Consider the following 12,724-nt stretch of genomic DNA (forward strand, 5'->3'; position numbering starts at 1 on the left):
AGCCCGACTATGGACCGGGTCCGTCTCTGGACGGCCGCGATCTTCCTGTTCGTCTTCGGCGACGCGATGGCGATGCAGGCGCGCGGCCCGATTCTCGCACCGCTCGAGCGCACGTTCGGCGTCTCGGAGAGCGTCCTCGGCCTGGTCGCGCCCGCCGGGACCGCCGGCTTCGTCGTGGTGGTGGTCGCGACGGGGCTGCTCGCGGGTCGGATCAGCGTTCAGCGGACGCTGTTGGTCAGCGTCGTCGCCGTCGCCGTCGCGCTCGTCGCGATGGCGGCCGCGCCCCTGTACGTCGTCTTCCTGCTCGCGTTGCTCGCCCAGGGGGCCGCGGCCGGCGCGTTCCGCGGCGTCGACCGCGTCGTGTTGAGCCACCTTTACGCCGGCCGTCGCGGACGGGTGTACACCGCGTACGCGCTCATGTGGGCCGTCGGCGCGGTCGCCGGACCCCAGCTCGTCAGCGCCGTCCTGGCGGTCGCCGACTGGCGGGCCGTCTTCCTCGTCCTCGTCTTCAGCTTCGTGCCGACCGCCGTCGTCGCCGGCCGCGTCGACCTGCCCGAGATGACCGCCGAGCGGTCGCTCTCCCTGAGCGCGTTCGGGACCCTGCTCCGACGGCCGTCTGTCGTCGGCTCCTGTACCGGGCTGTTGCTCTTCGGCGCCGTCGAGGGAATCATGTTCACCTGGCTCTCCTACTACGCCAGCCAGTTCGCCGCGACGACGACGGCGAACCTCCTGCTTTCGGCGTACCTGCTCGCGTACATCCCTGCCCGATTCGGGTACACGCTCGCCGTCGATCGCGTTCCGTACCTCGCGCTGGTGCTCGCCGTCGTTCTCCCCGCGATTCCGGCGCTGGTCGTCGTCCTCACCGTCTCCGGCCAGGCGGGTCCCGTCCTCTTCCTCGCCGTCTTCGTCGCCGGTGCGGGTCTCTCGAGCGGGTTCCCGATCCTGTCGGCCTACGCCGTCGAGGCCGCCCCGGCGTACACCGGGCCGCTCAACGCGTTGACGACCGGCGCGACCTACACGGGGATCGCCGTCGGTCCGGCCGTCGTCGGCGTGCTCGCGGAGCTATACGGTATCGGCCAGGCGCTGTGGCTGGCCGTCGCCATCGCCGGCGTGCTGTTCGTCACGATCGCGGGCACCTGGCTGTGGACCGGGACGGCGACGGCGCCGACGGTTACGATGGCGTCGGACTAACTCGCAGGAAACGCACAGAACGAGACCGAAGACGGAGAATCGAAAAACGGGGACCGGCGGTCGACGGACTCAGTCGTCGGCCGGCGCGGGACTGCTGCTCTCGGTCTCGAGCAGCTCCTCGGGGACCGTCCCGTCGTCGTTCCAGCCGCGCTCCGCGTAGTACTCGTCGAGCCCCCGCTCGAAGTCCGGGATCTCGTAGGGAAGCTGATCGTCACCGCGGTCGAAGCCGCGCTGGTTGTTGAAGTGGCGCTCCATCGAGACGACCCGAGCGCCGACTCCGAGCAGGTCCTCGTAGTCGGCGTCGAGCAGCGTCGAAATGCGCTCCGGAGTCATGAAGTCCCGGGAGAACTTGCAGACGACGGCGCTGTCCTTGATCGCGTTGACGTTCTCGAGTTCGACCACTTTCGGCGGCTTGCCCTCGAGTCCCTCCTTGTCGAAGGCGTCCTCGGCGTCGACCAGCGGGTACTCGTAGGGGTAGAACTCGGCGTACATGTGATCGGCCCCGCGGTTCGAGGTGGCGAAGGCCAGGCCCTGGCCGTTCAGGGTGCGGCCGTCGTGGGCGGCGAACTCCATACCCTTGACCGACCAGTTCTCGACGCCGAGTTCGTCGTGAACGCGGTCGACGCCCTCGGCGAGCGAATCGCCGACGTCTTCGCGGTAGGCGATCTTCTCGACGAGGTCGTGGATCAGCTCGACGTTGCCGAACTCGTCCTCGCTGGCGAGGTAGGCCGCGACGGTGTCGCCACAGGAGATGGTGTCCATCCCGAGTTCGTCGCAGAGCTTGTTCGACTGCATCACATCGACGATGTCGTCGACGCCCGAGTTCGGCCCGAAGGCCATCAGCGTCTCGTACTCCGGCCCCTCGGTTTCGAGGCCCGTCTCCTCGTCGCGGGTCGGCAGCTTGCAGGCGAACGCGCAAGCCGAGCAGGTCCCCTTCTTGTACTTCTTCTCCTCGACGCGGTCGCCGTTAACCCCCTCGATGCCCTCGAAGGACAGCTCCGAGAAGTAGTGCGTCGGCAGGGCCTCGACCATGTTCGCGTACTCCGCGACCGAGGTCGTCCCCTGATCTTTCATCGGGCTGTCGGACTGGGCGGCCTCGCCATGGATCTCCATCTGGATCGGCGGGATCTCGACTTCGTGAGTCGAGTCGCCGTCGAAGGTGATCGCCTTGACGTTCTTCGCGCCGAGGACGGCGCCGAGGCCGCCGCGGCCGAAGGCCCGCTCCTTCGAGGTCATGATCGAAGCGAACCGGACCCGGTTCTCGCCGGCCGGGCCGATGACCGTGGTGTGTTCCGACCCCAGATCGTGCTCGTCCTCGATGTACTCGCAGGTCTCGGAGACGGTCGCCTCGGCGAGGTCCGGCACCGCTTCGAACTCGACGCCGTCGTCGGTGACGTGGACGATGACGAGTTCGTCGCTCGCGCCGGTGATCTCGACGGCGCTGTAGCCCGTTCCGGTGAAGTTCCGCGAGAGGAACCCGCCGGCGTTCGAGGAGAGCAGCCCGTCGGTCAGCGGCGAGATACCGGTCGCCGACATCCGGCCCGTAAAGCTCATCGTGGAGTGCTGGAGCGGCCCCGTCGCGAAGTACAGCCGGTTGTCCGGCCCCAGCGGATCGGCGTCGAACGGGATCCGGTCGTGGGCGAGTTTCGTCCCGAGCGCCCGGCCCCCGACGTACGACTCGAGGACGTCGTCGATCTCTTCGGTCTCAGCCGTGCGCTCGCCGACGTCGATCGAACACAGCGGCCCCCGTACGTGTCTCATAGTACCACTGTGAGAGTCACTGTCGCAAAACGGTACCGGTTTTTCGAGCAGGTTCGGCCGCCGACAGGACGGTCCCTGTGATCCGTGTCAGTGGAACACCGCGATCGCCGCGCGCTGGTAGCGGCCTCCGATCTGGCTCGCGGGGCGGCGCTCGCGGCTAGAGCTCCTCGACGCCGCCGGCGACCGTCGTCCCGTCGAGGTCGCTACCCGACCCGACCGCGACGGCCGCGATCGCCTCCTCGCTGTCCTCGAGCGCCTGGCCGAACACCGGCGGGAGTTCGACCTCGCGGAGGACGACCTCGGCGATATCGGCCGCGGCGTCGCAGATCGCCTCGGAGGCCGCCGTCAGGTGAAGCAACCCCCGGAGCTGGTCGGCGCTGCCGACGTCGTCGCCGGCCTCGATCACCCACGTCTCGAGGCGCGTCTTCTGGTCGTCGGACTCGTCCTCCAGCGCGTGCACCTGCTGCGCGCGTGATACTGGAGGTAGTCGACCCGCGACTCGAGTTCGAGCACCTCGTCGGCCAGCGCCGCGTCGTCGCGTGCGGCGGAGTAGGCGAGGTCGACCGCGAGCTCGGGGGAGTCCTTGAGCTCGACGAGAATCTCCCGGACGTTCCGGGGCTCGTAGGCGATTTCCCGCATCACCCCTCCCGTCGCGTGCGGTCGTAATCAAGATTTGGCCGGATCGGGCCCGCAACGCCCGGAGAGCGACCAGCCGGCCGCCGTCGGACCAACGCTTAATGTATCGGACCGGGACCATCGGCTAGATGCGTGGCCACGATTCCGCCCTCGACGTCTACCGCCAGGCGCTGCCGGTTATCCTCGTCAGCCTCGTGGCGGGCCTGTTCGCCGGCACGCTGTTAGGCACCGAGACGATGCGCGAGGGGATCGAGAGCGTCCCCGGAATCCTGCTGTTGCTGCCCGCGTTCCTGGCCACTCGCGGCGGCGTCTACGGATCGCTCGGCGCGCGGCTCTCGAGCGGGCTCCACCAGGGCCTGATCGACCCCCGCTTCGAGTGGAACGAGCGGCTGCGCAACGCCGTCGTCGCCTCCTTCCTCAACGGGATGATCGTCTCCGTCTTCATCGCCGTGCTCGCCTGGGGCGTCATGCTCGTCCTCGGGCGCTCGGCGAGCCTGGCCGAACTGGTCATCGTCCTGATCGTCGCGGCCCTGCTGAGCGCCGTCGCGATGCTGGGCGTGTTGCTGACCGTGATCTTCAAGGGCTACCGACGAGGCCTGGATCCGGACAACGTCATCGGGCCCGTCGTGACGACCGTCGGTGACGTGTTCGGGGTCGTCTTCCTGCTGATCGGCATCGGTGTCGCGGGGGTGATCCTGTGAGCGCCGGCGGCGACCTCCTGCACGGGGAGGAGCTCGAGGACGAGATCAGCGATGAGTGGGCAGTCCGGAACATCGTCACGACGCTCGTGCCCCTGCTGGCGGTCCTCTCGGTCCTGCAGATGGTCTCGGGGGCCGTCCTCGAGAGCTTCGAGGAGCAGTTGCTCGAGAACCCGTCGTTGCTCGTGCTCGTCCCGGTGATGATCGGCACCGCCGGCAACCTCGGCTCGATCATGTGCGCGCGGCTCTCGACGCAGTTGCACCTGGGAACCCTGGAGTTCTCGCCGTCGAACCCGAACGTCCGGGCCAACGTCGGCGCGATCATGGGCCTGGCGGCGACGGTGTTCGTCCTACTGGGGATCGCCTCGTGGGCGATCGGCCGCGCCCTGGGCGGGACCCTCGGACTCCCCAGGCTGTTGGTCATCACGATCGTCAGCGGTATGCTGCTAGCGGTCTGGGTCGTCATCGTCAGTTCGACCGCGGTCTACGCCTCCTACCGGCTCGGCTACGATCCCGACGACACGACGATCCCGGTGGTCACGAACGTCTGTGACATCACCGGCGTGCTCATCCTCTTTGCGGTGGTCGCGGTCGTGCTGTGACGCGGCCGCGTCGCAACGCTCGGGACCGTCCGCTGTGACGCTACACCGGTTTCCCGCACCGCTCGATCGCCTCGTCGACCGCTTCGGTCCGCCCGATGAGCGTGACGTGATCGCCTCGCTGCAGTTCGACGTCCGGGGTCGGCACCTCGCTGGTTCCGTTCCGGCTCACCAGCGCGATGAGGACGCCGTTCGGGAGCTCACTCCCGACGTCGGCGATCCGCTCACCGGCGAGCGCGCTGTCGGTCACCTCGATCTCCTGGACGTCGCCAGAGCGGCCGAGTTCGGACATCCAGTTCGACAGCGCCGGGCGCTCGATCTCGTTGTCGATCGCCCACGCGGTCGACTCGGCCGCCGAGATCGTCTCGACGCCGAGTTCTTTGAACGCCGCCGCGTTCGAGGGCTCGTTCGCTCTCGCGATCACCTTCTCGACGTCGAAGTTCGACTTCGCGAGCTGGGCCACGAGGAGGTTCGCGTCGTCGTCGCCGGTCGCCGCGACGACGGTCCGGGCGTTCTCCGCGCCCGCCCCGCGCAACACCTCGACGTCGGTCCCGTCGCCGTCGCGGGCGGTAAAGCCCTCGTTGCGAAGGTCCTCGAGGACCGCGCGGTCCTCCTCGATGATGACTACGTTTTCGCCGCGCGCTTCCAGTCGTTCTGCCAGCGAGCGACCGACCCGGCCGCCGCCGACGATGAGTACACGCATGGGTATCACGTCCAGTCGTTCCGCGATCTGCCTGGCGAACCCGCCCTCCAGCACTACCGTCACGAAGATGACGAGAAAGACCGTCCCGACGAGCAGGTCCGCGCCGGCCTCGTTCGTCGGCGCTGCGGGGGTCTGCAACCGAATCGCGAACAGGGTCGCGACCGATGCCGGAATGATCCCCCGCGGGCCAACGGCGCTCATGAAGAGTCGCTCCCGGAACGTGAAGCGATCGCCGCGAGTCGAGAGGAAGACCAACAGAGGTCGGAGGACGAGCATGATAACTGCGACGACGGCCAGGCCGGTGAGCCCGAGCGCGAACAGCTGGTCGAACTCCAGCAGGGCCGCGAGCGTGATGAAGACGAACGAGAGGACGAGCAGCGTCACGTCGCCTTTGAACGCCTCGATCTCCTCCTCGTAGGGGAGGTTGGCGTTGCCCAGGATCAGTCCGGCCGTCGCCGCGGCCGCGACCCCCGCCTCGGCGAAGACGTAGTCGGCCGTACCGAAGGCGACGATCGCGCCCGCCAGCGTCAGCAGCCGCGCGTTCCGCGGCGCGTCGTCCGGCGAGATGTCGACGTACTGGAGCACCGACCAGACGACCGCGGCGACGAGGACGCCGACGAGCAGCCCCGTTCCGAGCCGCTCGGCGAACAGCTGCAGGTAGACGTCGGCGGTCAGTTCCCGGACGGTCATCGCCTTGAACAGCACGATCGCCAGGATCGCCGCCGTCACGTCATTGACGATCCCTTCGGTCTCGAGGGTCGCGGCGACCCGGTCGCGGACGGGGACGACCTTCAGGATCGGCGTGACGACCGTCGGTCCCGTCGCAACCAGGAGCGCGCCGATCAACAGCGCGATATCCCAGTCGGCCCCGAGGAAGACCCGGACCGCGCCGGCGGTCCCGAGCAGTGCGATCGCCGCGCCGGCCGTCGTCAGCCGCAACACGGCCGCCGGAGCCTCCTTGATCTTCTCGACTTTGAGGTGGAACGCGCCCTCGAAGACGATGATCGCGACGCTCAGGCCGACGATCGTCGAGAGGCCGCTGCTCCCGCCGAACGACTCGACGGTCAACACGCCGAGGCCCTCCGGCCCGATGGCGATCCCGGCGACGATGAGAAAGAGAACGCTCGGAACGCGAAACCGCTCCGCCAGAAGCTGCGAGACGACGCCGAGCCCGACGATTGCCGCGACCAACACGAGCAGGTCGCCGCTCGCCTCCGCCCCGGTCATCGTCGCGATCGGCGGTCGACGCGCGGTCGGCACGACGTTACTGGAACGGCCATTGTCCTCACTGCAGTCACTCCACGCTGTTAACTCCTGCGAGAACGCGGTGAACGACGGTCGGAGACGGTCGTTGCGGATCGGCCGAACGCAGCCCCGAAAGCGCCACGTGACGGACTCCGACGTTCCCCGTCCCCGGCGATTACGCGTCGTCGTAGATCCGGTCGACCCGATCCGCGAACTCGTCGAGGATGACGCGGCGTTTCTTCTTCATCGTCGGCGTCAGCATGTCGTTTTCCTCGGTGAACTCCTGTGGAACGAGTTCGAACCGCTTGATCCGCTCGTGTTTTTCGAAGGTCTCGTTGGCCCGGTCGACCTCCCGCTGGATGTGCTCGCGGACGCGGTCGTCGGTACACATCGCCTCGGGATCGTCGGGGAGGTCGATCCCCTCCCCGTCGGCCCACTCGCGAACCCGGTCCGTGTTGGGCACGATCAGCGCCCCGATGAACTTCTCGCCGTCGCCGACGACCATGCACTGCTCGACGACGTCGCTCGCGGCGAAGGCATCCTCGATCGGACCAGGCGCGACGTTCTTCCCCGTCGAGAGCACGATGAGCTGCTTAGCGCGGTCGCGGAATTCGAGGTAGCCGTCGGGCCGGACGTGGACGATGTCGCCGGTCCGGAACCACCGGCCGGCCGACTCGTCGTCCGATCCGCCGGTCGATTCGCGCCCGGGGACGTCTTCAGTAAAGGCGCTCTCGGTCGCGCCAGGCCGGTTCCAGTAGCCCTCGGTGACGTTCGGCCCGCTCACGAGGAGTTCGCCGACCTCGCCGGGGTCGTCGGCGAAGGCCGCCTGGTCGGCGACGGACTCGTCGACCGCGATATCGACGTTGGAAAGCGAGGGGCCGATGGTCCCGATCTTCACCGCCTCCGGCGGATTCGTCGATACGACCGGCGCGGTCTCGGTCAGGCCGTACCCTTCGTGGATGGGCAGGCCCATGGCGTGGTAGAGCCGGCACAGTTCCGGCGAGAGGCTCCCCCCGCCGCTGATGAGGAGTTCGAGTTCGCCGCCCAAGGCCTCGCGGACCGTCGAGAAGACGAGTCTGTCCGCCAGCGCCTGCTTGGCTTTCAGGACCGGGCCCGGCGAGTCGGCCCGCTGGTACTCGACGCCGACGTCCGTGGCCCACTCGAAGATCCGCCGCTTGGCCGGGGACTCGCCGGCCTGGTCCCGGATCGCGTCGTAGATCTTCTCGTAGACGCGGGGAACGCTCGTCGTCGTCGTCGGCTGCACGATGCCGAAATCCTCCTGAAGCGTGTCCGGACTCTCCGCGTACGCGACGCAGGCCCCGTTGGCGAACAGGGCGAAGTGGCCCGCCGTCCGCTCGAAGACGTGGGCCAGCGGCAGGTACGACATCGCCAGCGACTCCTCGTCGAGCGTCGGCGCGTCGTCGTCCCTGTCCGGCCGCGGCGCGAACCGCTTCCGGATCGCGTTGACGTTCGACCGGAAGTTCCAGTGGGTGAGTTTTACCCCCTTCGGCTGGCCCGTCGTCCCGCTGGTGTAGACCAGACTCGCCAGGTCGTCCACGTCGATTTCGTCGAGCCGCGCCTCGTAAGTTTCGCGGTCGAACGTCTCCTCGCCGCGGGCGTAGACGTCGGCAAGCGTCAGTACGTCGTCGCGGTCGTCGTAGCCGTCGAGGGCGTCGATCGAGACGATAAACTCGAGGTCGAGGTCGTCCTCGACCTCGAGGACCCGTTCGAGGAGCGTTTGGTTTTCGACGATGACGCCGGTCGCGCCGGGATCGTCGAGCAGGTACCGAACTTGGTCGGGCGAGGAACTCGTGTAAACGGTGGTAACGACGGCCCCGGCCGCGAGGAGGGCGAAGTCGGACTGGGCCCACTCCATCCGAGTGGCCGAGAAGAGACCGACCCGATCCCCGTGCTCGATGCCCAACTCGCGAAAGCCGGCCGAGAGCGTCCGGACGAGATCGCGCAATTCGGCGTAGGAGAGCGATCGGAACTCGCCTGGCGTCGCGGCGGGCAGGACGGACTCGGTCAGTGACCGCTCGTAAATGCCACCCTTGTACTGCTGCGCCGGCCGATTTTTGTTCCGATCGGCCGACTCCTCAAACAGCCGTGCGAGGGTCGTCTCCCCGATGACCGCGTCCTCGTACTCTCGTTCGGCGTCCCGCCAGTCCATATGCGTGTGAGAGCATCTCCCGTGCGATAAAATATGATGAAACTGGTTTCAGACGCACAACCGTTTATCGAAGCCGCAAACCGCCGCGCAGGGGGAAAACGGAGCAAGCAAGCGCGAGCGCCGTTTCGCGAAGTCGATGCGCGGCGATCCGACCGGCGGCCGTGGCCGGCCGTCCTCGGTCACTCGCGCCGGTCCAGGTAGCCCAGAACGCCGCGCGCGTTCATCGCTGCCTCCGCGGCGGCTTTCTCCTCGCCCCAGACGTCGGTCATCTCCGACGTCTCGGCGAAGTGGCCGATCACGGCCGCGTCGTCTTCGAGTTCCGCGCGCTTCTCCGCGACCGCCTCGACCCACGCTTCGAGAACGGTCGCGTACTCGTCGAGCGCCGCAGCGGCGTCGTCGCCGACCTCGCGCGGACCGAAGTGGGGATAGCAGAACACGTCCGGGTCGAGATCCTTGAGCGTCTCGACGTCCTCGAGACACGCCTCGAGGTCGAACTGCGACGGCGGGGACGTTTCCCTGATCTCCTCGGTCTCTGGGACCCAGATCCCGGCGGCGTCGGCGGTGAAGACCGCGTCGTTCGCCGGATCCTCGAAGACCACCTGGTGGGGCGCGTGGCCGGGCGCTTCGTGGACGCGTAGGTCGTGCGTGCCGAGGTCGACGACGTCACCGTCTCCGATTTCGACGATCCGCTCCTCGGGGATCGGCTCCGGTTCCACGTAGTACTCCCACTGATCGCCGACGGCCTGCTTCGTCCCCGCGACCAGGCGCGAGGGATCGACCAGGTGGTCGGCGCCGATCGCGGGGACGTAGACGTCGGCGTTCGGGTAGTCGGCGGCGAGAAAGCCCGCGCCGCCGGCGTGGTCGAGGTGGATGTGGGTCACCGCGATAACTTCGAGGTCGTCCTCGCCGATACCGACCTCGTCGAGGGCCTGACGAAGCAGGTCGTAGTTGGACCCGATGCCGGTGTCGACGACGGCGGGTCGCTCGTCGTCGATGATGTAGACGGCGCCGTACTCGTTCGTCCCGTACATCCCCGTGTCGAGGTAGTAGAGGTCCGAACAGTCACCGGTCGTGACTTCGCGGACGTCTCCGACTTCCATGGCCATATCGGTAGCCCGTCACCACGTGAGATAAAAGCTCGCGTCCCGGCGACCTCGAGCGATCGCGTCCGTCGAGGACGCTCGAGATGAGCCTGACGCCGAGACCGACGCCGGGAAACGAGCGGGCAGCCGGTACAGACTTTACGCCCAACTCTCTTGCATCTAGTAGATGATTCGAATCGTCTCCGGCCGAATCCCCTCGGACGATCCGAGATGAGCCACGAGACGTCGGATCCGGATCGCACCGCGTCGGAACGGAACCGGGACCAGTCGTCTCCGTCCGGGTCGCGGCGTCGCCGGGAGTGCGGTCCCTGGTTCGTCAGCGGGTTCGGCGGCCTCTCGGTCTGCGTGCTGGTCGCCTGGTGGTTCGCGTTTCCCGATCAGCACACCGCGACCGGGTTCGCCCTCAGCATCGTCTCGACCGGCATTCCGTCGCTCGGACTGGGCTGGGGCGGGGTTCGACTCGCGCGAAGCGACGTCGATGCCCACCGGTACGCGCGGGTCTGCAAGTGGTGTTTCGGCGGGGCGATCGGCTTCCTGGCAATCAACCTCCCGACGATGATCGTCTTCCCCTGGTACGACCTCGCGGGGACCATCTCGTGGGCTCACTTCGCGGTGACGACGGGCGCGGTCGGCGGCTTCGCCGTCGGCTACGTCGAAGCGCGGGCGATCCAGCGCGAAGTCGAGGCGACGGCCGCTACCGTCCGCGCCAATCAGCTCGAGGACGAACGCGAACTGCTGACCTACCTGAACGATCTCCTCCGTCACGAGGTGCTGAACTCCGCCCAGATCATCGGCGGCCACGCGACGCTGCTGCGCGAGGAGTGCGACGACGACCGGGTCCGCAATCGGCTGACGACGATCGAACGCAAGAGCGACGACCTCATCGACGTCATCGAGGACGTCCGGGCGATGCTGAACGCGAATCGCGGCCCCGAAACCGCCGCCGTCGTCGACCTCACCGACGTCATCGAGGATCAGGTGGCGGCGTATCGCGCCCGATTCGGCGACGCCGTCTTCAAGACGGAGCTTCCCGATTCGGCACCCGTCAGCGGAAACGAAGGGCTCACGTGGGTCTTCGCCAACCTCCTCGAGAACGCGATCGAGCACAACGACAGCGAGTCGCCTCGCGTTCGCGTGACCGTCGAGACAGCGTCGGCGGCCGAGACCAAGCCCGAAACGGGAACCGTGACCGTCACGATCGCCGACAACGGATCCGGTATCCCCGAGAAGACCAGGGAAACGCTGTTCGAGCGCAAGTCCAAGAACCACGGGCTCGGGCTCTACCTCTCGCGCATCCTGGCGGACAGATACGGCGGGACCGTCGAGCTCGACGAGACGGGCCCGGACGGCAGCGTCTTCGTCGTGACGTTGCCGCACGCGTCGCCAGATGCCGACGAACCGGACGAACGGGACGAGTTCGAGACGGCCATCTGAGGCCCGGCGCTCGTCGGAACGTCCGTCAGTACTCGTCGGCTGACTCCTTCCACTCCCCGATTCCCGACGGATCGAGATGGACGTGCGCGTCTCCTACGTCGTCGAGCCTCCGGAGGCGTTCGACGAGTTCCGACTCGATGTCGTGGGCCTCCCGGAACGGCATGTCGCCGTCGACCTCGACGTGGACCTCGACCTCGAGGACGGTCCCGTCGTAGAAGACCGCCAGGTCGTGGACGCCTTCCACCGCCGGATGGCTCCGTAAGGCGTCGGTGATCTGCGCGCGCTTCTCGGTGCCCGGCGCGGCGCCGATCAGGTAGTCGACGTTCTCGTTGGCGATTTCGACGCCCTGGTAGACGACCAGCACGCTCACCAGGCCGCCGGCGAGAGGATCGAGTAGCGGGTAGCCCGCGACCACCCCGAGGACGCCGACGATGGCAGCCATCGAGGTGTAGATGTCGTTCAAGCAGTCCTTCGCGAGCGCCGCGAGCGCGGTCGACTGCAACTGGTCGTTGATCCCCACGGTGTAGCGGTAGACCGCGTACATATCGACGATTGCGAACCCGAGCGCCGCGAGCAACAGGGGACTGGCCGTGGGAAATGCACGGTCGACCAGGCTCTGGCCGGAGTCGTAGAGCAGATACAACCCGAGGAGCGCGATCATGGCCCCGACGAACAGCGCCGTCAGGGGTTCGATCCGGTCGTGGCCGTGGGGATGGGTGGCGTCGGGTTCGTCGAACGCGCTCCGGCCCCAGACGAGGACGACGACGCTGGCGACGAGATCGGCCAACGAGTGGGCCGCGTCCGCGAGCAGGGCGATGCTCCCGAAGAGGTAGCCCGCGCCCCCCTCGACGATGATCTTGGCGATGTTGCCGACGACGTTCACCCACGAGGCTCGTGTGAACGCGCTCCGGCCGCCGTCAGCGGCGACGTCGTCGGACATAGGTCGGTTTAGAGGCAGTCTAAACTTGGGTCTTTTCCTTCCGCGGCTCGGCGCCGGCGAGCGAATCGGACCAGCTTTCGCAACGCTCATTGCGACCGCGCGAGAGGACGGATACGACCGCAATTACGCGATCGGGCGATGGGGCCCGCCTGCTCCAACCGCCGGACGAGACCGCCGGCCGGGCGAGGACGACGGCAGTATCGTCGTCTCGCCGTCCGCGCCGAGCGGAAGTCGGCTGACGGTC

General features: G+C 67.7%; 11 protein-coding genes. 4 read left to right on the forward strand and 7 right to left on the reverse strand.

Annotated features, from left to right (window positions below):
* Positions 1–9: 9 nt before the first annotated feature.
* Entirely contained in the window at positions 10–1,191 is a 1,182-nt protein-coding gene (locus tag BMY29_RS15805) for an MFS transporter (protein WP_049991220.1), read from the forward strand.
* A gap of 69 nt (positions 1,192–1,260) precedes the next feature.
* Here BMY29_RS15805 and BMY29_RS15810 read toward each other — a convergent pair whose 3' ends face one another.
* The 3 genes from BMY29_RS15810 to BMY29_RS21205 all read right to left on the reverse strand — a co-directional run bounded on the left by BMY29_RS15810 (position 1,261) and on the right by BMY29_RS21205 (position 3,591).
* Positions 1,261–2,952 carry an aldehyde ferredoxin oxidoreductase family protein gene (locus BMY29_RS15810; protein ID WP_049991221.1) on the reverse strand — a complete coding sequence of 564 codons (1,692 nt, stop codon included), beginning with the start codon at positions 2,950–2,952 and terminating at the stop codon, positions 1,261–1,263.
* A 157-nt stretch (positions 2,953–3,109) separates the two neighbouring features.
* A complete protein-coding gene (locus BMY29_RS20445) occupies positions 3,110–3,412 on the reverse strand; it encodes a hypothetical protein (RefSeq protein WP_177179248.1) in 303 nt (100 codons plus the stop codon).
* Positions 3,355–3,591 (reverse strand): hypothetical protein, encoded by a 237-nt coding sequence (locus BMY29_RS21205; RefSeq protein WP_049991223.1) that lies wholly within the window; start codon positions 3,589–3,591, stop codon positions 3,355–3,357. The genes BMY29_RS20445 and BMY29_RS21205 overlap by 58 nt, the downstream gene beginning before the upstream one ends.
* 125 nt (positions 3,592–3,716) lie before the next feature.
* On the opposite strand from BMY29_RS21205, the gene BMY29_RS15825 reads away from it, so the two are divergent.
* Together BMY29_RS15825 and BMY29_RS15830 are read left to right on the forward strand one after the other, a co-directional pair.
* Positions 3,717–4,289 carry a magnesium transporter gene (locus BMY29_RS15825; RefSeq protein WP_049991224.1) on the forward strand — a complete coding sequence of 191 codons (573 nt, stop codon included), beginning with the start codon at positions 3,717–3,719 and terminating at the stop codon, positions 4,287–4,289.
* Positions 4,286–4,888 (forward strand): magnesium transporter, encoded by a 603-nt coding sequence (locus BMY29_RS15830; RefSeq protein WP_049991225.1) that lies wholly within the window; start codon positions 4,286–4,288, stop codon positions 4,886–4,888. Before BMY29_RS15825 ends, BMY29_RS15830 begins: the two co-directional genes overlap by 4 nt.
* Before the next feature lie 40 nt (positions 4,889–4,928).
* Here BMY29_RS15830 and BMY29_RS15835 read toward each other — a convergent pair whose 3' ends face one another.
* The 3 genes from BMY29_RS15835 to BMY29_RS15845 form a co-directional block, all read right to left on the reverse strand.
* The gene (locus BMY29_RS15835; protein WP_049991249.1) at positions 4,929–6,815 is read right to left on the reverse strand and encodes a cation:proton antiporter domain-containing protein; all 1,887 of its coding nucleotides are present in this window, start codon (positions 6,813–6,815) and stop codon (positions 4,929–4,931) included.
* A 193-nt stretch (positions 6,816–7,008) separates the two neighbouring features.
* The gene (locus BMY29_RS15840; protein WP_049991226.1) at positions 7,009–9,003 is read right to left on the reverse strand and encodes an AMP-dependent synthetase/ligase; all 1,995 of its coding nucleotides are present in this window, start codon (positions 9,001–9,003) and stop codon (positions 7,009–7,011) included.
* 179 nt (positions 9,004–9,182) lie between these two features.
* Positions 9,183–10,103, reverse strand: coding sequence for an MBL fold metallo-hydrolase (locus BMY29_RS15845; RefSeq protein WP_049991227.1), 921 nt, complete (start codon positions 10,101–10,103; stop codon positions 9,183–9,185).
* Positions 10,104–10,316: 213 nt separating this feature from the next.
* On the opposite strand from BMY29_RS15845, the gene BMY29_RS15850 reads away from it, so the two are divergent.
* Positions 10,317–11,540: a sensor histidine kinase gene (locus BMY29_RS15850; protein WP_049991228.1), complete on the forward strand. Its 1,224-nt coding sequence runs from the start codon at positions 10,317–10,319 to the stop codon at positions 11,538–11,540.
* A 25-nt stretch (positions 11,541–11,565) separates the two neighbouring features.
* Here the strand turns inward: BMY29_RS15850 and BMY29_RS15855 are convergent, their stop codons facing one another.
* The gene (locus BMY29_RS15855; protein WP_049991229.1) at positions 11,566–12,480 is read right to left on the reverse strand and encodes a cation diffusion facilitator family transporter; all 915 of its coding nucleotides are present in this window, start codon (positions 12,478–12,480) and stop codon (positions 11,566–11,568) included.
* Between the last annotated feature and the right edge of the window lie 244 nt (positions 12,481–12,724).

Source organism: Natrinema salifodinae (assembly GCF_900110455.1).
Lineage (GTDB): Archaea > Halobacteriota > Halobacteria > Halobacteriales > Natrialbaceae > Natrinema > Natrinema salifodinae.